Source organism: Microbacterium amylolyticum, from assembly GCF_011046975.1.
GTDB classification, from domain to species: Bacteria; Actinomycetota; Actinomycetes; order Actinomycetales; family Microbacteriaceae; genus Microbacterium; species Microbacterium amylolyticum.
Window position 1 is genome coordinate 1,196,601 of sequence record NZ_CP049253.1, and the last position, 23,989, is coordinate 1,220,589.

The 23,989-nt window shown below is 64.6% G+C and carries 26 protein-coding genes and 1 tRNA gene; 9 read left to right on the forward strand and 18 right to left on the reverse strand.

The annotated features are described in order from the left end of the window. The first annotated feature begins 47 nt into the window (after positions 1-47). Positions 48-1,877 (forward strand): helicase HerA-like domain-containing protein, encoded by a 1,830-nt coding sequence (locus G6N81_RS05785; protein WP_165134321.1) that lies wholly within the window; start codon positions 48-50, stop codon positions 1,875-1,877. A 97-nt stretch (positions 1,878-1,974) separates the two neighbouring features. After that, positions 1,975-2,952: a bile acid:sodium symporter family protein gene (locus G6N81_RS05790; RefSeq protein ID WP_165134324.1), complete on the forward strand. Its 978-nt coding sequence runs from the start codon at positions 1,975-1,977 to the stop codon at positions 2,950-2,952. Here G6N81_RS05790 and G6N81_RS05795 read toward each other — a convergent pair. The 5 genes from G6N81_RS05795 to G6N81_RS05815 all read right to left on the reverse strand — a co-directional run bounded on the left by G6N81_RS05795 (position 2,941) and on the right by G6N81_RS05815 (position 7,687). Next, a complete protein-coding gene (locus tag G6N81_RS05795; protein ID WP_165134327.1) occupies positions 2,941-4,608 on the reverse strand; it encodes a hypothetical protein in 1,668 nt (555 codons plus the stop codon). The genes G6N81_RS05790 and G6N81_RS05795 overlap by 12 nt on opposite strands. 88 nt (positions 4,609-4,696) lie before the next feature. Then, on the reverse strand, positions 4,697-5,428 hold the full coding sequence (locus tag G6N81_RS05800) for an alpha/beta fold hydrolase (RefSeq protein WP_165134330.1): 732 nt from the start codon (positions 5,426-5,428) through the stop codon (positions 4,697-4,699). A gap of 54 nt (positions 5,429-5,482) precedes the next feature. Beyond that, complete coding sequence (locus G6N81_RS05805; protein WP_165134333.1) at positions 5,483-6,049, reverse strand: MOSC domain-containing protein; 567 nt, start codon at positions 6,047-6,049, stop codon at positions 5,483-5,485. Between the two features lies 1 nt (position 6,050). Next, positions 6,051-7,343: a GNAT family N-acetyltransferase gene (locus G6N81_RS05810; protein ID WP_165134336.1), complete on the reverse strand. Its 1,293-nt coding sequence runs from the start codon at positions 7,341-7,343 to the stop codon at positions 6,051-6,053. A 44-nt stretch (positions 7,344-7,387) separates the two neighbouring features. Next, a complete protein-coding gene (locus G6N81_RS05815; protein WP_165134339.1) occupies positions 7,388-7,687 on the reverse strand; it encodes a type 2 periplasmic-binding domain-containing protein in 300 nt (99 codons plus the stop codon). A gap of 14 nt (positions 7,688-7,701) precedes the next feature. On the opposite strand from G6N81_RS05815, the gene G6N81_RS05820 reads away from it, so the two are divergent. Next, on the forward strand, positions 7,702-8,394 hold the full coding sequence (locus tag G6N81_RS05820) for an aldo/keto reductase (RefSeq protein WP_165134342.1): 693 nt from the start codon (positions 7,702-7,704) through the stop codon (positions 8,392-8,394). Positions 8,395-8,466: 72 nt separating this feature from the next. Here G6N81_RS05820 and chrA read toward each other — a convergent pair whose 3' ends face one another. Continuing rightward, a complete protein-coding gene (gene chrA, locus G6N81_RS05825) occupies positions 8,467-9,690 on the reverse strand; it encodes a chromate efflux transporter (RefSeq protein WP_241245084.1) in 1,224 nt (407 codons plus the stop codon). Positions 9,691-9,809: 119 nt separating this feature from the next. Between chrA and G6N81_RS05830 the strand changes: the two genes are divergently transcribed. Continuing rightward, positions 9,810-9,989, forward strand: coding sequence for a hypothetical protein (locus tag G6N81_RS05830; protein ID WP_165134345.1), 180 nt, complete (start codon positions 9,810-9,812; stop codon positions 9,987-9,989). Positions 9,990-10,081: 92 nt separating this feature from the next. On the opposite strand, the gene G6N81_RS05835 is transcribed toward G6N81_RS05830, so the two are convergent. The 9 genes from G6N81_RS05835 to G6N81_RS05875 form a co-directional block, all read right to left on the reverse strand. Continuing rightward, positions 10,082-10,154, reverse strand: a tRNA-Ala gene (locus tag G6N81_RS05835). A 51-nt stretch (positions 10,155-10,205) separates the two neighbouring features. Further along, on the reverse strand, positions 10,206-11,123 hold the full coding sequence (locus G6N81_RS05840; RefSeq protein ID WP_165134348.1) for a large exoprotein: 918 nt from the start codon (positions 11,121-11,123) through the stop codon (positions 10,206-10,208). Positions 11,124-11,199: 76 nt separating this feature from the next. Next, a complete protein-coding gene (locus G6N81_RS05845) occupies positions 11,200-11,838 on the reverse strand; it encodes a pyridoxamine 5'-phosphate oxidase family protein (protein WP_165134351.1) in 639 nt (212 codons plus the stop codon). Beyond that, positions 11,835-12,614: a creatininase family protein gene (locus tag G6N81_RS05850; RefSeq protein WP_165134354.1), complete on the reverse strand. Its 780-nt coding sequence runs from the start codon at positions 12,612-12,614 to the stop codon at positions 11,835-11,837. Before G6N81_RS05850 ends, G6N81_RS05845 begins: the two co-directional genes overlap by 4 nt. Continuing rightward, entirely contained in the window at positions 12,611-13,945 is a 1,335-nt protein-coding gene (locus G6N81_RS05855; RefSeq protein WP_165134357.1) for an FAD-binding oxidoreductase, read from the reverse strand. Before G6N81_RS05855 ends, G6N81_RS05850 begins: the two co-directional genes overlap by 4 nt. Further along, positions 13,942-15,120 (reverse strand): ABC transporter substrate-binding protein, encoded by a 1,179-nt coding sequence (locus G6N81_RS05860; protein WP_165134360.1) that lies wholly within the window; start codon positions 15,118-15,120, stop codon positions 13,942-13,944. Before G6N81_RS05860 ends, G6N81_RS05855 begins: the two co-directional genes overlap by 4 nt. Before the next feature lie 25 nt (positions 15,121-15,145). Further along, entirely contained in the window at positions 15,146-16,009 is an 864-nt protein-coding gene (locus tag G6N81_RS05865; protein WP_165134363.1) for an ABC transporter permease, read from the reverse strand. After that, positions 16,006-16,776 (reverse strand): ABC transporter ATP-binding protein, encoded by a 771-nt coding sequence (locus G6N81_RS05870; protein ID WP_241245085.1) that lies wholly within the window; start codon positions 16,774-16,776, stop codon positions 16,006-16,008. Before G6N81_RS05870 ends, G6N81_RS05865 begins: the two co-directional genes overlap by 4 nt. Continuing rightward, on the reverse strand, positions 16,773-17,999 hold the full coding sequence (locus G6N81_RS05875; RefSeq protein ID WP_165134366.1) for an amidohydrolase family protein: 1,227 nt from the start codon (positions 17,997-17,999) through the stop codon (positions 16,773-16,775). Before G6N81_RS05875 ends, G6N81_RS05870 begins: the two co-directional genes overlap by 4 nt. Before the next feature lie 115 nt (positions 18,000-18,114). Between G6N81_RS05875 and G6N81_RS05880 the strand changes: the two genes are divergently transcribed. Both G6N81_RS05880 and G6N81_RS05885 read left to right on the forward strand, forming a co-directional pair. Then, positions 18,115-18,681 carry a helix-turn-helix domain-containing protein gene (locus G6N81_RS05880; protein WP_241245086.1) on the forward strand — a complete coding sequence of 189 codons (567 nt, stop codon included), beginning with the start codon at positions 18,115-18,117 and terminating at the stop codon, positions 18,679-18,681. Next, entirely contained in the window at positions 18,678-19,631 is a 954-nt protein-coding gene (locus tag G6N81_RS05885; protein WP_165134369.1) for a PDR/VanB family oxidoreductase, read from the forward strand. The genes G6N81_RS05880 and G6N81_RS05885 overlap by 4 nt, the downstream gene beginning before the upstream one ends. 2 nt (positions 19,632-19,633) lie before the next feature. On the opposite strand, the gene G6N81_RS05890 is transcribed toward G6N81_RS05885, so the two are convergent. Genes G6N81_RS05890 through galU form a run of 3 tightly spaced genes read right to left on the reverse strand, consistent with a single transcriptional unit; the run spans position 19,634 to position 22,520 of the window. Then, a complete protein-coding gene (locus tag G6N81_RS05890; protein WP_165134372.1) occupies positions 19,634-20,923 on the reverse strand; it encodes an amidohydrolase family protein in 1,290 nt (429 codons plus the stop codon). Positions 20,924-20,957: 34 nt separating this feature from the next. After that, positions 20,958-21,587, reverse strand: coding sequence for a GNAT family N-acetyltransferase (locus G6N81_RS05895; protein WP_165134376.1), 630 nt, complete (start codon positions 21,585-21,587; stop codon positions 20,958-20,960). 45 nt (positions 21,588-21,632) lie between these two features. Then, complete coding sequence (gene galU / locus G6N81_RS05900) at positions 21,633-22,520, reverse strand: UTP--glucose-1-phosphate uridylyltransferase GalU (RefSeq protein ID WP_165134379.1); 888 nt, start codon at positions 22,518-22,520, stop codon at positions 21,633-21,635. Positions 22,521-22,606: 86 nt separating this feature from the next. Here galU and G6N81_RS05905 point away from each other — a divergent pair, with 86 nt between their 5' ends. The 3 genes from G6N81_RS05905 to mscL all read left to right on the forward strand — a co-directional run bounded on the left by G6N81_RS05905 (position 22,607) and on the right by mscL (position 23,942). Next, positions 22,607-23,179, forward strand: coding sequence for a 5-formyltetrahydrofolate cyclo-ligase (locus G6N81_RS05905; protein ID WP_165134382.1), 573 nt, complete (start codon positions 22,607-22,609; stop codon positions 23,177-23,179). A gap of 28 nt (positions 23,180-23,207) precedes the next feature. Further along, positions 23,208-23,492 (forward strand): FmdB family zinc ribbon protein, encoded by a 285-nt coding sequence (locus G6N81_RS05910; RefSeq protein ID WP_165134385.1) that lies wholly within the window; start codon positions 23,208-23,210, stop codon positions 23,490-23,492. Positions 23,493-23,567: 75 nt separating this feature from the next. Further along, positions 23,568-23,942, forward strand: coding sequence for a large conductance mechanosensitive channel protein MscL (gene mscL, locus G6N81_RS05915; protein ID WP_241245087.1), 375 nt, complete (start codon positions 23,568-23,570; stop codon positions 23,940-23,942). Positions 23,943-23,989 lie beyond the last annotated feature (47 nt).

Below are 23,989 nucleotides of genomic sequence, written 5' to 3' on the forward strand. Positions count from 1 at the left end.
CGTTGTAGCCCTTCCCTGTGGCTGTCCGCCGTCGATAGGATCATCGCATGGCCGAGCCTGAAACTCCTGATGCCGAGCTGGTCCGCCTCCGCGCTGAAGCGGAAGCCGCGCGCGCGGCCCTCGAACTCGCGGAGAAAAATGCGGCGTTGGCGGCAGCAGAAGCGGCCGCCGCGTCGAGGCTGTCCCCGGAGAAGGCTCAGGACGACAAGCCTGCCGCTACGGCGACGGCGGAAACCGTCGAAGCGACCGGCCCGCTCACTGCCGACCAGGTTCAGGCCGTCGTCGAAGGCTACGCGTTCGCGGGCGAGTCGCTCGATGTCGGGGTCCTCGTCAACGGATCACCGGATCCCAAGGCGCAGATTCGGATTCCTCTGCGCATGCTCAACAGGCACGGCCTCATCGCGGGGGCAACCGGAACGGGAAAGACCCGCACGTTGCAAGGAATTGCCGAGCAGCTGGCAGACAAGGGCGTTCCCGTTTTCGCCGCGGATATGAAGGGCGACCTTTCGGGCGTCGCGGTCGCCGGAGAAGCCAGCGAGGGGCTTTTGCGCCGCACCGCCGGCATCGGACAGGACTGGCAGCCGAAGGCATCTGCCACGGAGTTCTTTGCCTTGGGCGGCGACCGGGAATCCAATCGACACAGCGGCATTCCTGTGCGGGCCACCGTCTCCGGCTTCGGCCCATTGCTTCTGAGCAAGGTGCTGGGCCTGAACTCCACGCAGGAATCCAGCCTGCAGCTGGTGTTCCACTACGCGGACCAGAACGGGCTGGCGCTCGTGGACCTCAAAGATCTCCGCGCCGTTTTGTCGTTCTTGACCAGCGATCGCGGAAAGGACGAACTGGCAGCGATCGGAGGAATCTCCAAGGCAACCGCAGGCGTGATCCTTCGCGAGCTGGTCGCGTTCGCCGCGGACGGGGCCGAACAGTTCTTCGGCGAGCCCGAGTTCGATGTCTCCGATTTCATTCGGCACGCAGACGACGGCCGGGGCATTCTCAATCTGCTCGAACTGCCCAACGTCGCGACAAAACCGGCCCTGTTTTCGACGTTCATCATGTACCTGCTGGCCGAGCTGTTCGAAACGCTCCCCGAGGTGGGCGATCCGGAAAAGCCGAAGCTCGTGTTCTTCTTTGACGAGGCACATCTGCTGTTTCGCGATGCGTCGAAGGACTTCTTGGCATCGATCGTGCAAACCGTCCGCCTCATTCGCTCTAAGGGCGTTGGCGTGTTCTTCATCACCCAGACGCCCAAGGATGTCCCGAGCGATGTGCTGGCCCAGCTCGGCTCCCGTGTTCAGCACGCTCTGCGCGCTTTCACCCCGGATGACGCAAAGGCGCTGAAGGCAACGGTGCGCACATACCCGACGTCCGGCTACGACCTCGATCGGGTGCTGCAGGAGCTCGGAACGGGCGAGGCGATTGTCACCGTCATGAACGAAAAAGGCGCCCCGACCCCCGTTGCCTGGACACGCGTTCTTGCCCCGGCAGGGCTCATGACGATCGCCCCCGACGGCACGATCGAAAAAACGATGCTGGCGTCGCCCCTGCTCAGCAAGTACGCCGACGCTATCGACGCCGAGTCCGCACACGAGATCCTCACGGCCAAGATGAACGCCGCGGACGCCGCCGAGCGGGCAGCGGAAGAAGAGGCGGCGCGCCTCAAGGCGGAAGCTGAGGCCAACAAAGAGCGTGAAAAAGCCGACCGGGAGTATGCCAAGGCGCTCGCTGCGTCCCAGCGTCAGCAGGCCACACCGCGCACCAGAACCGCGGCCCGCCGCCCCCAAAAGTCGGTCCTCGACGAAGTTCTCGGCTCGGCCCTCACCAAACAGGTCGTCAACGGCGTTGTCCGTGGGCTGTTCGGCAACGGGCGGCGACGGTAAAGGCCGCCCCTAATCAATCTGCCGCTCAGGAGTCTTGTGACACCCCTCCCCCTGCGCAAATTGCGCGAGAGAAGGGCGAGCGTGGTAATCAAGAGGGATGAGCGCGCCCGCTACCTCCACCCCGTCGCCAAGCACTGATCGGGCCGCACGGCTCGCCGTCACGGTCTTTCCGATTCTCGTCATCGTTGCCGGGATCATCGGCTTCACGCTTCCCACCGTTGTTGCGCCACTGGGGCAGATCATCCCCTGGCTGCTCGGCGTTGTGATGTTCGGAATGGGTCTCACTCTCACGCTCCCCGACTTCACCCGCATCGCGAAGCGGCCGTGGATGATCCTGATCGGCGTGGTGTTGCAGTACCTGATCATGCCGCTGGCGGCCTGGATCATCGTGCTCGTACTCCAGCTGCCGGCAGAACTTGCCGCTGGCGTTATCCTCGTCGGTTGCGCTCCCGGCGGGACGGCGTCCAATGTCGTTGCCTACCTGTCTCGTGGCGACACCGCTTTGTCCGTCACCGTCACGACATGCTCGACCCTGCTCGCGCCCATTCTGACGCCGCTGCTGACGCTCTGGCTTGCGGGGCAGTTCCTGTCGGTTCCGTTTACGTCGATGATGGTGTCGATTCTGCAGACGGTTCTTCTGCCCGTTGTCGCCGGTCTGATCGTGCGACTCCTGCTGCGGCGATTGGTCGAGCGCGCTCAGCCGCTTCTGCCATGGGTGTCGACAACCGCGATCGCGCTCATCGTCGCCGCCGTTGTTGGCGCGAGCTCCGACCGCATCGTGGAAGCGGGGCTGCTCGTCTTCCTGGCGGTCTTCCTTCACAACGGATTCGGGCTGCTGCTCGGCTACCTCTCGGCGATAGCCTTGCGCATGTCGCAGCGCGAACGGCGCGCAATTGCCGTGGAAGTCGGCATGCAGAACTCGGGTCTGGCTGCGTCCCTCGCCGCCACGTACTTCTCACCGCTTGCCGCGCTTCCCGCCGCCGTTTTCTCCGTGTGGCACAACCTGTCCGGGGCGATCTTCGCGATGGTGATGGGCCGTCGCCCGATCACCGACGAAGGCGGCTCACATTCCTGACGCGTCGTGTTCTCGGGCGCGCGCCAGCTCGATCACGCCATCCGGGCGCTGCCAGTAGTGCAGGCGGCGTGCGGACGGCGTGTTGATCTCGATCGCGCAGCGGTACGCCGACGCGCCATCCTCGCGCGTCACATAGGGTGAGCCGCCCGCGTCCGATGTACGCAACCGGTGCAGGTCACGGCCGGACACCTGCTCTGCCCGTCCGGTGAGAACGTCAATGATGGCGCGCAAGGTCTTGCCGAACTGCGGCTCGGTCAGCGCCGTCAGATCCCCCGGGAAATCAGGGCCGATGTCGTACGGGGGAAGCGGCATCCGCGCTTTTTCCCCTGCGTGCACGCGCCCCACCCATGCCAGGTAGATCTCATGTCGGAGCCACTGTTCGACGCTCGGCCACTGGGCCTGTCGCTCCGCACGGCTCGGTCCTCCCAGCCGTGCTTCGGCGGTCTGCGCGCGTTTCTCTGCCTCGCGCCGTGAGCGATCGGCAGACGTTCGCGCCTCGCGTGCCTCGGCAAGGGCACGCTCCGCTTTGGCCAGGTCTCGTTTCAGCGCGTCCGACTGCGCCCGCGACACACCACCGTTTCCGCCCGCGTCCGCGACCTGCCGGGGAGGGTCCAGTCGCGCAACGAGCGAGTGGAGAGACGACATCCCGTGCTGCAGCTCGCGCACGTCGTGCGCAATGCTGCGGACCTGCTCGAGAACCACTCGGTCGGATATGGATGGGGCGGGAGCAGGCGTCGATTCCGACGCTCTGGGCGAGGGCTCCTCAGTTGTCGGCTCGGCCTCCGCCTCGTCTGCGTCATCCTCGCCGTCGTGCTCGGACAACCAGGGAAGTCCCCCTGCAACGAACGCGGCGGGTGGGGTCAGTTCGCCGTCCACTTCGACGAGAGACAGCGCCATCTCGCCGTCTTCCCACCGCACACCGACGCGGACGACATCGCCAACGGAAACAACATCTGAGACAACGTCAGCGTCGTCCGGATCGAGGAACACGTCGCGGCGACGCAGCACGATCTCGTCCTGATCGGGGTGGAGGATGATCCGCGCGCGGCGTTCTGTGGCACCCGTCACGAGACCGAGCGTGACCGTTCCCTCCGGGTAGGCACACGGGTCGAACGGAACGCGGAGAACGTGAAGGGTGTGATCGCGGAGCTCCCCCTCCACAACGACTCCCGTGTCAACGGCAAGGTGCAGGTCATCGGGCCCCTCGCACACCACCTTCACCAGGGCGCCGTTATCGAGGTTGCCAAAAACACCCAGTGTCGGATCGGCGCTGACGATGCGAGCGGATTCGCGCCGCGGCTGCTGGCGCGGCGCCAGAGAAAGCCTGGCCTCCATCGGAACATCACCGATGAGGTCCTCAACGCTGTCTCGTGGCATGAACCGAATCGGGCCCGCCATCCCATCGGCGTGAAACACGCGCGCAGCGCCGTTGAACGCACGCGTCTTCAGAGGAGGCGCCTCGAAGACGCGCGTGGCATCACCCGACTCCGCCGTGACGACCTCGGCGGTCGGTCCGATTCGGCTCGCGATCACATCGGGGTCGAACTCATACGCACCGGCGAACGTCGTGCTGATCAGCACGAGCGGGCGCGGGCGACCCGCGACGATCTCCTCTGAGAGCTCGCGCGCCTGCGCGGCGGTTGAAACGTGTCGCATCTCCTTCACGCTATCGCGTAAACATTTGTGCGAGCGGCGACCGAGAGTATGCGCCGGAGCACGCGGAGAAAGGGGGGTCAGCCCGGCATCAGAAGTCGAAGCTCGCCGCCTCGATCGAGCCCGTCTCCTCCAGCGCCTCCGCCAGCGCGCTGGAGGTCTCTTCCGGCTCTGTGAGCTGCGGCCAGTGCCCCGTGGGGAGGTCGATGATCTCTAGCTGGCGGATCGCCATCAGCTCAGCGGTCATCGGGTGCCCCGACTCCATCAGCTGGGTGATCTGATCACACGGGAACGATGTCGCGAGCACCGTCACGGGCACCTCCCACCGGCGCTCGTTCGTCAGCCGGATCGGATCAGATGCCACGCGCGCAGGAACGGGAATCGCGGCCGCGATGAACTCCGCAAGCTCGCCGGCGGAGAACCCCTGGAACTCGCTGTCATCGAAGAAAGCACCGTGGTCACGGGGGAACGGGACGGTTCCGTTTTCCACGGGCAGGTCGGGATTGATCGCCATGCCGTTCGAGGGCGGAACCGCGTCGACAAAAATAACGCGTGCGATTCGATCGGGCCGGGCATCCGCCGCGCCCCACGCGACGAAGGCTCCGCCGGAATGTCCGACGAGCGCAACAGGGCCCTCCTGGTGGTCGATCAGGTCGATAATCGCATCGATCTGATCGCTGAGCCCCACGTCGCTGCTCTCACCGGGGGTGAAACCGGGAAGCGTCGGCGTAAACACCGTGTGCCCGGCCGCCTCCAGCGCGGCAACCTGCCGGCTCCAGGACGACCCGTCCAGCCAGAACCCCGCGATGAGCATGACATTCATGGGCCCGAGCGTAGGGCACATGACGGCTGCATGCGAGAGGGCGGGCCGCAACCGTCAGTCGGTCGCGCGCCCCGGCCCTGCGGCAGCTTCGCGCACCGTCGGGGCGCCCTCCGGAACGTGAACGACCTCGATGGTGTCCCCTGCCGTGATCGTCCCCGTTTTCAGAACGCGGAAGTAGGTCCCGAGCCGCCCCTCCTGCGCAAAGCGCTTCACCCATCCGGCCTTTTCCAGCCCCATGCGGCGCGCAAATGTCATACAGGGGTTGCGGGGGCTGGTCGCCTCGAGCATCACCGTGCCGATACGCCACTGCTCCCCCACGCGCACGTTCGACACATCGATTCCGGTGGTGCGAAGGTTTTCGCCGAAAAGCGTTCCGAACGGGATGTCGCGGCCGAGCTCAGCCGCCCACCAGTTGGCATCCTCTTGTGCGTAGGCATAGACGGCTTGCTTCTCGCCGCCGTGGTGCTTGCGATCAGCCTGAACGTCGGCGTAAACGCCGAGCTTGCCCACCTTCACCGCACCGTCGACCGGCCGCTTGTCGATTCCCGTCGCCCCGACCGCCCCGGAGTCAGGCAGAAGCTGGTGAACGACGCAGACGGCAAGAACCGTGGGAGCTGCCATTTCAGTACCAAATCGACAGGTGCGGGGCGCTGTCGGTGCGCAGAGCCACCGACAGTTCGCGGATCTTCGCCGGGTCGCCCTGCACACGACCAACCGCCGCCAGCTTCTCGAGGGTGACCGCTCCGAGATAGGCGGCAGACAGTGCGCCGATATCGATTGTGACTTCAGCGCGCTCGCTGTCCTCCAGCGGCTTCACCTGCAGCCCCTGGCCGCCGATCTGCAGCAGCGTCCAGGCGCCGTCTGCGAGCCCGAGCGGGTCCGTCACGCGCAGCCGCACCCCGACGGGCCCGGAGAGCGGGCGCGCGGCGAGCGCCTCCGGCACGTTCAGAATGCGCAACCAGCCGTGATCGTGCACGCGATGCTCGATGCCGCGCGAGTCGGACACCAGCCAATCGAGAGGTTCGTCAACGGGTCGCAGCTCGGCCTTCACGGTGCCGACCAGGTCATAGGTCAGTGCGAAGCGCCACAGCGCCGCGTAGGCGTCGTCGGTCGCAGCAACCAAATGCCGCACGTTCAATACATGATTTTGGAAGTCGGGACCGTCGCCCAGCGTGAACGACATGGCGCCGACGAGGTTCCCCTCCCCATCGGTCGCCCGCACACCGCGGATGTCCCGTGGCTTTTCGGCGTCGGGGGTGAGTCCCATCGTCTGCTTCCAGCGGCGACGCCACGCGGGAATGTCGCCCAGCCTCGATGTTCGCGTGCGCTCGTGAAGCGCCTCGAGGTCGTCGGCGAGCTGTTCCCGATCCACGAACCGGATCTGCGCAGCGGGGTTGCCGCCGGCCCATCCGGCTCGACGCACGTCAATCGTCAGTCGCTGAACCGGAACAGCGGGCTCGAACCCATACCGCCCGTAGATGGTGGTCTCCGACACCGTGAGGCCGGCGATAGCAAAGCCCGCGTTCTGCGCGGCGCGCAGCTCTCCCTCGAGCATCGCGCGAGCAATTCCCCGGCGCCGGTGCGTCGCAGCAACCGTCACTCCGCTGATCGCCCACATCGGAATCTCTCCGCTGGGGATCGTCAGGGGCGTGCCCCACGACATCACCGTTCCCACGGGCAACGGCTGTGGGGCCGTCTCGTCGAAAACGCCGATCACGCGGCGCTCGGCAAGAAGCTCCCGCTCGCTCTCGATCTGTTCGTCAGTGGGCTCGGGCCCGAGAAACCCCCGATGTTCCGCGGGAGCCAGCACGGCGAAGTCGCCGTCATCGATCACCCGGTAGACCAGGCCCTGGTTCTCAAGGCTCTTGCGGGAGGTTTCGTCTGCTGGGACGGTTTTCGCATCGTTCACACTCACGTTTCGACCCTACGACGGGTCCCGCCCGTTCGGCGCCATCCGTCTCAGGCCGGGGCGAGTTCCGCCTGAAGATCCGTGATGTCCGCAAGGGGAACGAACATCGCGGCAAAGGCCCGCACCGCGGGCGTGGGATTCGTTGTCAGCGCCAGGTGCACGTCCCACTCCGGAGCATCGGCGATCGGGGTGCGAATGAGATGATCGGCCGACCGCTTCGCCGCGATCGACTCGGGAACGACGGCCACGCCGAAACCGCGCGTGACGATCAGCGCCCCGCGCCACAATCGCGACGTCGAGGCGAACGGCTTCCAGGAGCGGCACGAGGTGGACAGCCCGGGCTGCGACACAAACGACCGCTCAGATGTACGGCAACGAACAGGGCGTGGGCGACGCGCTGAAGGCCTCCGGCCTGGCGCGCGAGGACGTGTTCATCACGAGCAAGCTCAACAATGGCAAGCACCGCCGCGATGACGCATTGCGCGCGGCGGAAGAGAGCGTGGCCAGGCTCGGCGTAGACAGCATGGACCTGTTCCTCATCCACTGGCCGCTGCCAACGATCGACGTGGATTATCTCGAAACCTGGAAGGCCATGATCGAGATCCGCGACAGCGGTCTGGCCCGGTCGATCGGTGTCTCCAACTTCCAGGTGCCGCATCTGAAGCGCATCATCGACGAAACGGGTGTCACACCCGCCGTGAACCAGATCGAGGTACACGCGTACCTCACCAATGAGACGGTGCGCGCCGCTGGCGAGGCGGCCGGCATCGCGACGGAGGCCTGGTCGCCCATCGCCCAGGGCGCCGTTCTGAGCGATCCGGTGATCACCGACATCGCCGAGCGCGTACAGCGGACAACAGCGCAGGTCACCCTCCGCTGGCACATTCAGCGCGGCGACATCGTGTTCCCGAAATCGGTTACCCGCTCGCGTGTTGAAGAGAACTTCCGGCTGTTCGACTTCGAGCTGACAGACGAGGACATTCTGCGCATTTCCTCGCTGAACCAGAACCGCCGCACGGGCCCCGACCCCGACGTGTTCGACTTCATTCCGGCGTAACCCCGGGATACGAGAAATCACCCGGTCGACCCTCGTGCGAGGGCGACCGGGTGATTTCGTGCGATGACAGCGTCAGAGCAGAACGCCTCCGACAAGAGCCGCCCCGATCACCACAGCCCAGGCGGGTGCCTTCCACGATTGCAGCGCAACAAAGGCAACCGCCGCAACGGACAACGTTCCCACGCCCGTCACTCCCTGTGTGAAAACGGGGGTGTACAGGGCGGCGGCAAGAATCCCCACGACGCCCGCGTTGACACCGGCGAGCGCCCGCCGGGCGTGACGTGCCTGGCGCAACTTCTCCCAGAACGGCAGCGCTCCGGCAACGAGCAGCGCCGACGGCAGGAAGATGGCGACCAGAGCAATCGTCGCCCCCGCGATGCCGGTAGGTCCCGACGTTGTCACGGCGCCGAGATACGCCGCGAAGGTGAAAAGCGGCCCGGGAACGGCCTGTGCCGCACCGTATCCGGCCAGGAAGGCGTCGTGATCGACGATCCCCGTCTGTACCGTTTCGGCCTCCAGCAATGGCAGCACCACGTGCCCGCCGCCGAAGACCAGGGCGCCCGCGCGGTAGAAGATGTCGGCAAGGCGCAGCGCGTCGTTCCCTGTTGCGGCGGCGAGCGCGGGCAGCGCGACGAGCAGAAGCCCGAACAGCGCCAAACAGGCGACGGCCACACCGCGAGGGATCTGCACGCGTAGCCGGTCCTCACCGTCCGCGGAGGTTTCGTCCGGGCGCACGAATACCCATCCGGCGATGCCCGCTGCAACGATCACCATCACCTGCGCCCAGACGCCGGCCGTGAGCAGAACGATCACGAGCGCGGCAACGGCGATGGTTGCGCGGCGAGCATCGGGCGTGAGAGTTTTCGCCATGCCCAGAACGGCATGCGCAACGACGGCCACCGCGGCGGCTTTCAGCCCGGTTAGCCACCCCGTTCCCACCGCATCGCCGAAGGCCGCGACGCCGAAGGCAAAGCCCACGAGGAGAACGGCGGACGGAAGCGTGAACGCCAGCCACGCGGCCAGCATCCCGAGAGGCCCCGCACGGTGCAGACCGATCGCCATCCCGACCTGGCTCGACGCCGGCCCCGGAAGAAACTGGCACAGTGCCACGAGATCCGCGTACGCACGATCCGTCAGCCACTTCTTCTTATGCACAAAGGCCTCGCGAAAGAACCCGAGGTGTGCGACCGGGCCACCAAACGACGTCACCCCCAGGCGCAGAAACGTCCAGAACACCTCGAAGGGGTTTCCATCGCGGCGAGCTGTCTGCGGAGGATCGACGCTTGTCACGGTCACCAGTCTGGTGTACGGCCCCGACCTCCGCAGAACCTGGTCTGGTGAACGTCTGGAGAACGAGGAGCCGCCCGGGCACGGCTAGCTTCGCGATCCCGCGCTGTCAACCCGATCGACACGGCTTGGGGGTCGCTGTTGTTGCGCGCATCTCGGCGGCCGAAGCCCTCGCTCGCGCCGCCGTTCTTACCGACGCACGTGTTCTCATCGAGGAGGAGGACGCCGAATCAGAGGATGAGCCGCGCGAGGCTCGTCCCGTCACGGAACCGACCGCATTGTTGCGGTGGCCCGACGAGACCGTGTAAGTCCGCGCAACGAAGCTCTGGTGAGGTGCGCCGGAGAAAATGAGAAGGCCTCCGCCGAAGCGGAGGCCTTCTCATACTGTCTCAACACAGTGTGGACCCAGGGAGACTCGAACTCCCGACCTTCTCATTGCGAACGAGACGCGCTACCACCTGCGCCATGGGCCCTCACAACCTGGACGACTTTACCAGAGCCGAATACGGCCTCAAAACCGCCGATCAGCCGGCGGCGCGTCGAGCGATGAGCCCGCGTACGTGGGCTTCGATCTCGGCGTCGTCGACGTGCCCCATGCGTGCGAAGCGGCTGGTTTCGTTGGCGACGGACGCGACCTGCTCCGCCTCGATGCGAGCCCTGGCGGCCTCTTCGCGCGCGACCTGACGCATCTGCTCCTGCGCCGTTGCGGCGCGCACCTCTTCGGCGGCGCGCGAACCTGCTGTCGCCGTGAGAGGTGCGGGAAGCGTTCGGGGAACCCATCCGCGGTCCTCGGGGTTGAGGAGCTGCGACTGCCCACGACGGGCCGGCTGTTCCGCGACGCTCAGCGCAGCAACACGCGCACGGGCGTTTGCCGCGACACCCGCCATGCGTCGCAACACCGCGCTTCCCAGAGCGACCGCGACCACACCGCCGACGAGCCACTGCCATGTTCCGACCGCGGCTATCTGCCAGACGCCAATCACCAAGGCCGTCAGACCAAGGGTCACAAGCGTTGTCGCCACGAGACGCACCCGTCGACGAGCACGCGCCTGCACAGCCCGGGGATCGGCTCGCAGTGCCGCAAGGCGCCGGCGCTCTTCTTCAACGGCGATCGCGCGCTCGAGGCGCGTGGCCTCGACCTGCTGCTTCTTCCGTTCGAGCGCAAGCTTGTCGCTCTCGACCCGCAAACGATCGTCCTCCGCCTGCAGTTTCTTGACGAGGCGGTGCTGTTTCGCCGCGTCTCGCCGCGACAGCTCGACGCGGACTTCGTCCGGCATCTCGCTGGTCTCGGCAAGAACGCGCAGTGCCTGGTTGAGGCGAGCGGCGTTGCGCTCAGCAGCGTTATACCGAGCCTTCATCTGCCAGGACGGCACAAGATAGGCAAGCCAGAGCACGGCAACCACCAGAACGATCGCTCCCCCGCCAAGTACCGGCCCACCCATGTTCACTACGCTATGCGACCCAGGCGAGACTGACGCGCGACACGCGCGCCGCGCGTCGCCTCACGGCTCTTCGGACTCATCCGGCAAGGAACGACAGGCTCCAGCCGGAGCCGTCGCGTCGGTAACGCGCTCGCCGACTCGGACCTGCTCCTGACCCCTCCCAAAACAGCACATCAGAAGGGATGAGGGCGTACCCCGCCCACCCCTCGGGCTGAGGGGGATTCGGCTGAGACCGGTCGACGTCCGCGAATGCCGCTTCCCGCTCGACCCGCGGACGCGCCGCCATCTCGTCTGTGTTGAGCGACGCCAACAGACGGAGGTAGCGGTTGCGCCTTGCGAAGGCCGCGGCGGCTTCGGCTTCCGAGCTCGGAACAACTCGTCCGCGCAGGACAACTTGTCGAGCGAGCTCTTCCCACCGCACGACGATCGCACCGACGGGATTCACGCGAATCTGGATCGCCTTGCGACTCGATGCTTCCGTGTGAAACGTCACGCGATCGTCATAGTGCCCCGACAGGAGCAGCGTCCGAGCATCCGGAAGGCCGTTCTCATCGACCGTCGCCAGTGTGCACACCGGCCGATTCGGATCTTCGTTTTCCGGAAGCCAGTCGGCAAGGAGGGGGAACGGGTCGTGCGGCACTCGACCGTCTTGAACAGGGCGCTCGAGCGTTTTCGGCGGCACGTTGCCGGGCGCACCCGATGTCTCGCGGCTCATGCGGCGTGCCGGAATCGTGCGATCTCGCGGAGAGCCTGTGCGACGAAGGATGTTCCCTCCTCGACCAGTTGTTCACCGTATTCGGCGGTGGCACCCGTTGCGTCGCCGATCACGCCGATGTTCCCGAAGTCATCAGCCGTCCAACCGAAGCTCACCGGGAACCCGTTAAATCCGATGGTGTCGAACCCTGCCAGGTGTTCGGGCACGTTTCTAACGGCACGACGCATATCGACGAGATCCGGACGCAACGCGAGCATGACGCTCGTTTCGGAATGCCCCGCGTGAATCCCCATCCCACGTTCATCCGGGTCACTTCCTTCACCAGAGGCTGCTCGCTGTGTTCCGGTCCCCATGGAAAAAGTCCGCAGGCCGAACCGGCGACGGATTTCCCGGTTGACGACTTGCAAGAGCGCAGAGTTTCCCCCATGGCCGTTTACAAAGACAAGAGTCTTCGCCCTCGTTGCCGCGACCGATCTCCCCACGTCCACGAGCGTGTTCCAGATCGTCGCCGCTTCCATCCAAATGGTTCCGGCGAAGGCGTGGTGCTCATCACTCTTGCTCGCCGTGATCGGAGGTAGCAGCCACGCATCCACTCCCGCCGCAACGGCGCGCTCGACCGCACGTGCGCTGATCATCTCGGGGATCACGAGGTCCGTATTGAGCGGCAGATGGGGCCCGTGCTGCTCCAGCGCGCCAACGGGTTGGACGATGATGGACGACTCCGTCAGCATTTCGGCGACAACAGGCTGCGGCGAATCGGTCAGCATTCTGCTCATCGAATGGAGCCCTTCTGCGCCCCCGAATACGCCGGGTTGAGTTTGCCCGGGTTCAGCAGCCCCCCGGGATCCGTTCTGGCTGCCCGTTCGACGGTACGAGCTATCTCGAAATCGACGTTCCACTGGTGGCAGTTATGCACTCGAACACCGATCGCGGTCAATCGGCGAATGGCATCGTCGATGCATTCCGGCCCGGTGTACTCCGCAGCAAGCATGCCGATCGGAACGGTGTGTCCCGCTTCAACGTGCAGCAGGCCGTCACCGATCGTCGCGTGTACGAGGTCGAGGTCATCGACAAGGAGATCCCCGCCGACCTCGAGGTGGTAGTAAAAGCCGGGGCGCGATTTCTGCAGCCACTCAATGGGGTGGTTGTAGCTCAGCATCGACATCTTCGCGACAGCCTGGGAACCACGACGGATGTCTTCGATCCGCCCTCCGGCTTGTTCGATCATTGTTCGCGCCGTTTCGAGTGTGTCCGGGTGCAGGATCGCTCGCAGGCTGGAACGCCCTTCTGGAATCGCGGGATCGTCGGGCAGGGCCTCAGAAACTGTCACCGTGTCGGCCGACACCAGCCGCGGAGCGGGACGCAGGTTTCCGATGTCTCGAAGCACAGAGACAGATCCATCGACATCAGGGAACGACGCATAGAGAGCCCGCCACGTGACCAGTGGTTCGGTTCTGACGGTGGCGCGCGCGATGATGCCCGCGGTGCCGTAGTTGTGCACGTACACCTGTGCTTCTTCGCCTTCGACATGGACAAGGCCCGCCCCATCCGCGTGCACAACGTCAAGCGCCGCGACGAAGCCCTCGTGATTCGCGCCGTGTTCGATTGTTCCCGTACCGCCGGATCCGCCGGACAGGAAACCACCGATAGACGAGTTCATCGTGGACGGGTACATCCACAGCTCGCGGCCGTGCTCGCTCGCAGCCTGTTCGAGCTGAGCCATGGACGCACCAGCGTCCGCGGTGATTGTCTCCTCACCGACTTCGACGATCGTGCGTGCACGTGACATGTCGAGAACGAGTCCTCCGGAGAGTGGAATCGCCTGACCGTAATTTCCGGTTCCTTTGCCGCGAGGAGTCACCGGAATGCCTTTGGCTACTGCCGCGCGCACAACGTCGGCAATCTGTTCAGCGCTCGTCGGAAATGCGACGATCTCAGCGACTCCCAGCGGCAGCTGTTCACTGATCAGCGGAGACATGCGCGCACCGTCCACAGATGCGCGCTCGAGCATCCTCCCGTCGGTCGAAACGTTACGGGGACCCAGCAGGTCGACCAATTCCTCCGCGAGACTCGCTACAGCGTTCACAGCGGTCTGCACCGTCGTCATTCGCTCAGGCCAATCGATGTGTCGAGGAACTGGTTCGTGTAGATGTCCTCCGGTGTAAGGTCCGGGTCGACGTCTGCCGCGATACTGCTGAACAGCTCCATTCCCGTCGCGAAGAAGTCGGCGACGCGATCGGGGTCAAAGTCTCCGATGTATCCGTTGTCGCCGTTGGAGACGAGCCCTTCGGAGATCATCGTCTGAACGGCATAGTCAGCAATTTCCTGCGAATAGGTCCACCCGGTGTCGTACGCGTCGACAAGTTCCAGGATCAGATCGATCGTTGAGCTGGGGTCATCGAAGAAGTCGACCTCAGCCTGCTGCAGAATGGGCACCATCTGTTCGAGACATGGCGACATTTCCTCGAGGCGGTCCGCCCGAACGGAAAGCGCGGAACCGTAGATGTTCCATCCCGCGGAGTCAATCAGAGCATAGGAGACGGGCTTCCCCCACTCGGCTACCTCGTTCTCATAGATGTACGGCTCCGCCGATGCGAACCCCTGCTGTGCGGACAGGCCGTTCTCGGCCACAAAGGAAGCCGGGGTGCCGTCGTAGCCACCATCGACGATCGAATCGGGCACGATCCCAGCCGCAATGAGGTACTCCATGTACGCGGCGCCTCCGAAGTACCGCCATGCTCCGCCGGATTCTTCGAGAGCTGAAGCGAGGTCTTCGATCGTCTCAACGTCTGGGTATGTCTCCGGGTCCCACATGACCATCTGAGGGTTGACGTCCAACTGCGCCATCACACCGACGGCCGGCGTCGTCGCGGAGCTGGAAATCGCCGCATCCGAATGCACATACCCGAGATCGATGTCGCTTTCCTGGTACATGAGCGCCTGCACGGAGCTGTAGCCGACGGCGGGGCCGCCCGCTCGCACCTCGAACGTGATCCCGGTGAACTCCTCGTTGACGAACAAAGGAGACGACACCGACTTTTGCGCCGCGTCGATCGTGTAGTGCTCGTTGTCGATCAGTTCGAGAACGTGGCCGTGTTCGGCCTGTGGGTTCCAGTCCGTCTGCACGACGAACGTCGCGGGGCACACGTCGGACAGGTCGAGGGGTCCGATGTCAAAGCCGGCTGCGGTGTCCGCCGTCGTGTCGGCAGCGCAACTCGCGGCGAGCAGCGCCGCGGCGCCAACGACGGAGAGGGAGGCGATGGAGCGTCGAGTGGTGTTCATCAGGTGTTCCTTCTCTCAGGGTGAATCAGGCTTTTGTTGCGTCGTACCAGCGGCCAACGGCAAGCTTCGACAGCAGACCGAAAGCGAGGAAGATCACAACGCCGAGGAGCGCTGCGACCAAAACGGATGCGTACAGCTGCGGCGCGAGGAGTCGGGAGGTGTAGGTGCTCATCAAAGAGCCCAGTCCTGGCGTGCCACGCCGGAAGAAGAAGTCGCCGACGATCGCGCCGACAACGGCCAAACCGGCGGAGGTCCGCAGGCCGATAAAAACAGACGGAAGGGCCGTGGGAACCTGAAGCTTCCAGAGCGTGGTCCATCGGTTAACGCGTTTGAGCTGGAAAAGCTCACGCTGGGATTTCTCCACGGATTGCAGCCCGAAAAGGGTGTTCGACACCATCGGAAACAGCGCGATTAAAACGCAGACGATCACGCGTGCGGGTAGTCCGTAACCGAACCAGAATCCGATCAGTGGCACGAGGGCCAGAATCGGAATGCACTGCAAGATCACGGCGTAGGGATAGAGGGATCGCTCAATCCACTTCGCCTGGAGCATGACGATCGCCCACGAGACGCCCAGCGCCACCGCGATCGCGAGGCCGATGAACGCCACGAGGGTCGTCTGTCCGAGCGCCCTCAGAATTTCCGGGAGCACGCTGGGGTGAAACAGTCCCTCGGTAAAAATGCGATACGGAGCGGGCAGAAGAAAGCTCCTGTCGCCGAGCAGCGCGCTCGCAATCGACCACACGGCGATGATCGCGACGAAAACGATGAGCGGGGGCCAGAACGTGCTGGCCGAACGATGCCGAGTTTCGCGCCGGGTCACAGCCGGATGCGTTCGCGGTTTCTCCGTGCGTGCCGCCGGTGCGGGCGGGGCGGCTACCTGGGTCATGTGTGAGCCTCCTTGAGTGCATGTGACACCCGCCCAACCAGTTCGCCGAACTCCGCGGTAAAGCGGACATCTGGATCGCGGGGCATTTCGAACGGAATCTCAACGGTGTCGACGATGCGCCCGGGACGACCAGACATGACGACGACGCGGGTCGAAAGATAAACGGCCTCTGCGACCGAGTGGGTGATGAACAGCCCGGCGAAACCCCGCGCGACAAACAGCTTGAGGAGTTCATCATTCAAACGCTGTCGGGTGATTTCATCCAACGCACCGAAGGGCTCATCAAAGAGGAAGAGATCGGGTTCAAGCGTGAGGGAACGGGCAAGCGACGCGCGCATCTTCATGCCGCCGGACAATTGGCGTGGCATGGCCTGTTCGAATCCGGAGAGACCGACGAGATCGATCGCGTTCTGCGCCATGACCTCGCGCTGGTGAGCGCGAGCTCCGTCCAGCTCGGCCAGCAGTTCAACGTTCTTACGGACAGTGCGCCACGGCAACAGCGTTGCATCCTGAAACACGAAGCCGATTCGATCTGTGAACGTTGTGCACTCGCCCTCGGTGTTGTTTTCGAGCCCTGCCGCAATGCGAAGAAGTGTCGATTTTCCGCAGCCAGAGGGGCCGACAACAGTCACGAGCTCTCCTCGGCGCACACGAATGTCGATGTTTTCGAGGGCAACGGTTCCGCCGTCATATGTCATGCCGACATCGCGGAATTCGGCGATCACATCGCCGTTTCGCTCCGCCGTATTTGCCGGGTTTCTGGTCACAGTGCTACCTCCTTAATCGCGCGCGGAGCTGTCCAGCGCGTTGTCCGAGTTCGTGCGACGAGACGTCCGCGCGAGATGACGAATCGATCAGCAGGAGCCGTCGCAAGAGCGTCCGCGAGCGACGCTGCGCGTATGCCGATCAGATCTGCGCGCATTCCGACCTCCGTTCCTGCGGCGGGAAGACCCATCACTCGACGGGCATCGGTGGATACCGCTGCCCAGGCGTCGTCAATCGGGACATGGCAGGCGGTCACCAGCAGCATTGCTGTTTCGAGGGCGTCCGCACGCCCCATGGGATTAAAGGGATCTCGAACGTTGTCTCCGCCGGCGGCCGTAAGGACGCCAGCCGCCCGAAGTCGATTGACCGGCGCGATGCCACGCGGCGTTGCGACATCGCTTTCCCACCCCTGCAAATAGAGGTTGGTGATGGGGTTAGCGACAACCCCGATGCCCGCGGCAGCAATGTTGCTCATGAGCGGCAACAGTTCGTGGTCCGGCAGAGTGGAGAGCCGCACGCAGTGACCCGCTGTTCGCGTCGCTGACCACCTGAGGGTGCGTTCCGCAAGCGTGCGAAGAGTCGTACCGCGGTACAGCGCCTCATCAGCGTGAATATCGATTCCGATGCCGCGCGCTTCGGCGACATCAATGAGCCGATGGACATCCGCGGTTTCGTCCTCCGCGAGATGCGGTGCGCCGCCAACGAGGTCCGCTCCGGCATCGAGAGCTGCTTCCAATCGATCACGCGTTGTCTCTCGGCCCGGAAGAGCGACGATCTCGATATCCGCGATGTCCGCGAATTCTTCGCGGGCCCGCACGATGGCGTTCACGCCGCGGAGCGGATCACCCGTGTGAGGCACGTCAACGTGAGTGCGTAGCGCCGTGACGCCATTGGCGACGTACTCCTCGATGGCCCGCACGGCTCGGCCGTAGATCTCTTCCGAGTCGACGGTGGCGACATAATCGAGCCAGGATGCGATCGCCGTCTCGAGGTCGCCGGATGGCGGCCGGATGAGCGACCAGGAGAGGGCCTTGTCGAGATGTGTGTGTGGATCAGCCGGTGCCGTCAGAACGAGATAGCCGTGTGCGTCCAGCTCTCCCTCACGGACCGGTGACGCGCTGGCAGGGACAACGGATACGACGATGTCGTCAACGATCATGATGTCGACGACGCGCCCGTCAATGAGGGTTGCTCCGCGAAGCGCGCTCGGGGAGGAAACGAACATGTGATACACCTGTTTCTCGAATGAATGTTGATCACATCAACATCCATGACGGTAGAACCGAAGTGTTTCCCCGGGATTTCCGGAAGACGCCCGCCAGAAAAAGAATCGAGGAGCCGTGACAGACGACGCCCCCAGCCGTCTCGGCCCAGCCATCCGTGCCCGCCGCAAGGCCCTGAAGATGACAATCGTGCACCTCGCGACGGCCGCCGGTTTGTCCCATCCTTTCGTGAGCCAAGTGGAGCGAGGAAGGGCGAACCCCAGTTTCGATTCGCTCGCACGCCTCGCACGCGCCCTTGGAACGAGCCAGATCGAGCTGATGAGCGGAACAGCCCTCGACGTCTCCCGCGCGGCCCCTGGTGCCTTCGGGGCCGGTGAAGCGCGCATGCTGACGAGCGGGGATACGTCGTTCACTGTGATCGACATGTCGGGCGACAGCCGCGACTTCGGCGATTTCTACCAGCATCCCGAAGACGAGTTCGTCACTGTTCTCTCGGGGATGATCGTCATCGACCTCGGCGAGGACATCGCGCCCGTCTCCGTTGGCGAATCCCGCTACATCCGCGGCAACACTCCGCACCGGTGGGCAAGCCCGGACGGCGCCGCCTACCGTGTCATGATCGTCAAAGAGCGGATGCGCTCGGACAATCGCGGATGCGATCACAACGGCGAGAGCCACACATGAGTTTCTTCACCGACGTCGAACGCGAAGTCACCGTGACACGACGCGACATCGTCGCGCCCGACGTCGTCGCATTGACCTTTTCCGCATCGAATGGACGTCCACTGCCGGCCTGGACCCCGGGGGCACATATCGACGTGATCTTGCGCTCCGGAACCGAGCGACAGTACTCGTTATGCTCACGCCCAGATCGGCGAGACACATGGCGGATCGCTGTTCTCCGCGAAGCTGATGGCCGCGGCGGATCCATCGCCGCGCACGAAATTTCCGTCGGTGATGTCCTCCGCGTGCGCGGACCACGGTCGACGTTCCCGTTCGCTGCGCCGCCGTCCGGCGCTCCCGCAGTGTTTATTGCAGGGGGAATCGGCATCACACCGATCTTGCCGATGATTCATGCGGCTGCCGACGCGGGTGCGGACTGGGTCCTTCACTACGCCGCGCGCTCGCGCGAGGCTCTCGTATCCCTCGATGAGCTGCAGTGCTACGGGGACCGCGTACGCGTATACGTGTCGGAGGAGGGCCGCCGCATCGACCCGTCAACGCTGATCGACGAAGCAGGAGCGGCCCCCATTTGGGCCTGCGGACCTGAACGCATGATCACGGCTCTGACCGACGCAGCGACGCAGCACACTAACCTCCAGGCCGAACGGTTCGCACCTGGCGCTCTGCCTGCCCCTGCCTGGCGAGGCCCATTCGATGTCGAGTTGGCGTCAACGGGTGACGTCATCAGCGTGGGCGAAGACACATCGATCCTCGAAGCGCTTGAGGAACGCGGTGTTTTCGCGGTGTCGTCCTGTCGCGAGGGCACCTGCGGCACCTGCGAAACGGTGGTCATCGAAGGCGACGTCGACCATCGTGATCGCGTCCTGACGGCGAGCGAACGTGAGACGAGCCCCGTCATGATGATCTGTGTGTCCCGAGCCGCCTGCTCACGACTGGTACTCGACGTATAGAACTATCTCCCCGTCCGGGCACGCAGAGCGGCACGAATCTCGTGTTCGTCACCGGTGACGAGAGCGTAGTCGCGGACGACGAAGCGCCCACCGACGATGACGTGCCGCGGACGCCTCCCCGGGTTCAACCAGAGTAGCCCCGCAACCGGATCCGCCGTCCCGGCATCGGTAATTGTCGACACGTCCCACACACAGACATCGGCCGTCGATCCGACCTCCAGCGTTGCGAGTTCGTGTCGTCCGAGGCCGCGTGCCGATCCCGCCGTTGCGGCGGCGAGAATCGATCGCGCGTCAAGAGCCGGACCAACGAGGCCGGAGACCTGCATCGCCAACCGTGCATCTGCGAGCAGGTGTCCGGCATCATTGCTACCGCCGCCGGATGTACCCATCCCCACCTCGATTCCTGCCTGCCGAAGTTTGTGTACGGGCGCAATGCCCCACCCCATCGGCACATCGCACCCGGGAGCGTGCGTTACCGAGACCCCGCGACTCGCGAGGAGCCCTATCTCGTCGTCGGTGACATCACACGCGTGCGCAATGGTGACGTCGGGTTCCAACCAGCCCCAGTCGTCGAGAAGCTCAAGAGGTCGGCGCCCATACCGTTCCAGGGCCACAGCGGTGTCGACCTGCTCGTTCGCTTGGGTGCGCCGCCGCAAACCACGGTCCGTCGCAACATCCGCGAGAGCACGAAACATCGCTTCGCCATCGCTATGCACCCCGGCCGGACCAACCGCGATTTGGACGCCGCCGTCGGCAGAGACACCTCCGACGTCCGGTGCGAACTCCGCTGCGATCTTGTCGGCGGACGCAGCCGCTGCGTCCGGATCGTCCCCCGCCGAGCCGCGGACAAACGCCACACGCGCTCCGAGTTCTCGCGATGCTCGGACAACCCCTGCCGCAACGGAAACCGTATCCTTTGCTCCTGCCCAGTTCAGATGGTGATCGGCGACCATCGTGACTCCGCACAGGAGCGACTCCGCGATTCCGGCCCTCGCGGCGGCATAGGTCAGGGATTCATCGATCCTCGCCTCGGTATAGGCCGCTGCCATGGTCGGGAGCCACTCGGCCATCGAGACGCCCCGAGTGCCCGGCAGAGTGCGAAAAGCGCTCTGCATCAGGTGATGATGGGCATTAACGAGCCCGGGCGTCACAACGCACCCCGTGACATCGATACGCTCGGCTGGTTGTGCGGGTTGGGATGAGATGCTGCCGTCCACGATGTGCACATCATGGACGCCTTCGACGTCGGCGGACCAGACGGCATGCGCGCCGCGAAGAGTTAACGAGCTCATTCCCCAGGTGTATCAACCCCGGGTTTCTCAGAGATCACGCCAGCGTCGGCCGGTCTTCCTCGGGAATGGCGGAAACGCCGGGCGGAACGTCGTTGGAGATCCATCTTTTGAGCACGCCGTCGGGAACGTCTTCTCGCGTCAGAGCGAAGGCGTAGTGGTCTCGCCAGGCTCCGTTGATGTGGATATAGCGCTCGCGGAAGCCCTCGTACCGGAACCCCAGCTTCTCGACCACACGCAGGCTCGGTCCGTTTTCGGGCCGGATGCAGATCTCCATGCGGTGCAGCCCCAGCTGGCGAAAGCAGATGTCGGTCGCGAGGGCCACGGCCGTTGGGGTGATTCCCTTCCCGGCGAAGCGCTCGGATACCCAGTAGCCGATCGTTGCGGACGAGAGTGACCCGCGCGCGATCCCCCAGACGTTCATTTGCCCGGCGACCTCACCGTCGTACTCCATGACGAAGGGCACGCTCATCCCGTCGCGATACTGCTGGAGCAGGCGGCGTACGCCCGACTTCATGTCGATCGACACGAACCCATCGGGGTTCGTTGCCTCCCAGGGTGCGAGCCAGGAGCGATTCGACATCAGCTCCTGCTGCAGTGGGCGTGCGTCGCGGGAACGAATGAGCCGGATGGACACGGCCCCGTACGAGCTCTCGAGCGTCTCCATCCGGCTCTCCTCACTTCGCGAAATAGTGCATTCCGCGCGCGTGAATCACAGCGTAGCGGCGAACTCCTTGAACCACGGACGCAGCTCGGGGCCGAGGTCTTCGCGGTCGGCGGCCAGGCGCATAATGGCCTTGATGTAGTCGAGCTTGTCACCCGTGTCGTAGCGGCGGCCGCGGAAGATCACGCCGTACACGTCGACGTTGTTGTCGTCGGTGGCAACGTCCTTCAGGGCATCGGTCAGCTGGATCTCATTACCCTTGCCCGGCTCGGTGCGCTCCAGAACGTCGAAGATCTCGGGCGTCAGCAGGTAGCGGCCGATGATCGCGAGGTTCGAGGGGGCGTCCTCCTGCGCAGGCTTTTCGACGAGGTCGACCACCTTCACAACGTCGGGGTCGTCGGTCTTTTCAACAGAGGCGCACCCGTACAGGCTGATGTTCTCGGGCTCAACCTCCATGAGCGCGACGACCATGGCCTTCTTCTGCTCGTTGACCTCGATCATCTTCGGGAGCAGCGGGTCGCGCTCGTCGATGAGGTCGTCGCCGAGCATCACGGCAAAGGGAGAGTCACCAACGTGCTGCTTTGCGCGGTAGACGGCGTGGCCGAGGCCCTTGGGCTCGCCCTGGCGCAGCAGGTGCACATCAGCGAGATCGCTCGACTTGCGCACACGGCCCAGCTTGGAGTCATCGCCCTTGGCGGTGAGCTTCTCTTCGAGCTCGGGGACCGAGTCGAAGTGGTTGGCGATCGCGTTCTTGTTGCGACCGATGATCATGAGAACGTCGCGGATACCCGCGGCAACCGCTTCCTCCACCACATACTGAATGGCAGGCTTGTCGACGACCGGGAGCATCTCCTTCGGCGTCGCCTTGGTGGCGGGAAGGAAGCGGGTCCCCAGACCAGCGACCGGCATAACGGCTTTGATCTTCGCAGGTTCCATAACAGTAACGATAGGCGACGATTCTGCAGGTCTTCGGAACTGCGCCCCGAAGGTCGACATATCCGGTCTGGCCTACGCTGGTCGGCATGAGCGTCGACGATGACAAGCGCGCGCTGCGCAGGAGGGTCCGTGCCGAGCGCGCGGCCGTGCCCACTTCTGCTCGAGAACGGGCGGACGAACAGATCGCGATCAACGCCGCCGACCTCGTCACCCGCACGGGCGCGCAGACCATCGCCTGTTATCTTCCTGCTCCCACCGAGCCTCCAACGCACGGCGTTCTCACCTGGGCGGCGGAACACGGTATTCGTGTTCTGCTCCCCGTCAGCCTCGACGACGGAATCCTCGACTGGGCAGAGCCCGGCGAGGAGCGCGCCTCATCTCTCGGCGTCCCCGAGCCGACGGGTGCGAGACTCGGGCGCGACGCCATTGCCTCCGCGGATCTGCTATTCATCCCCGCCGCCGCCATCGCACGCGACGGCACGCGTTTAGGGTGGGGACGCGGGTACTACGATCGCGCTCTCGCACAGCTGGCACCGGGCATCCCTGTCTATGCCGTGATCTATGATGCCGAGGTGGTCGATTCCGTCCCCCACGACACACACGATATGCCCGTCACGGGAATCGTGACTCCGACCCGCATCCTTTCCTTCGGTCGCTGACTGCGGCCACCTCCCAGGAGGTCACGCCATGCCCACCTATGCCTACGCCTGCGCAGACTGCAACCACACCTTCGACATCGTGCAGTCCTTTGCCGATGCATCGCTCACGGAATGCCCGCAGTGCGATGGCAGGCTGCGTAAGCAGTACGGATCGATCGGGGTGACCTTCAACGGTTCCGGTTTCTACCGAACCGACTCGCGTCCGGCGACTTCGACCGGCACGGGCGCGGCTTCCGGCGATTCTTCCTCGTCCGGTGCATCATCAACTTCAACGGCCGCTCAGCCGGCCGCGGCGTCCACCTCTTCGAAGTAGCCGCCTCAACCGAAAAAACGGGCCCACACCCACAAAGGGGACACTCACATGCTTCAGGGTTTCAAAGAATTCATCATGCGTGGCAGCGTCGTCGAACTGGCTGTTGCCGTCGTTATCGGAACGGCGTTCACGGCGATTGTCACGGTGTTTGTCGAATCGATCATCAACCCGCTGATCGCCTTGTTCTTCAGTGCAGACAGCCTTGACACCGCGCTCATCGTGCAGGTTCCGACCCTCCTGGGCGGCACATCCACCTTCGCCTTCGGCGCCGTTCTTGGCGCCGCGCTGAACTTCCTCGTGGTCGCCGCCGTCGTCTACTTCGTGCTCGTCATGCCGATGAACCGCCTCGCCGCCCGCCGCGACAGCGGTGCCGACGAAGACCTGCCGCCGTCGCAGGAGCAGCTTCTCACCGAGATTCGCGATCTGCTGCAGGCTCAGCAGACAAAGTAGTTCCGCCGCAACAGGGGCGCCGACCTTCGCCGGTCGGCGCCCCTGTG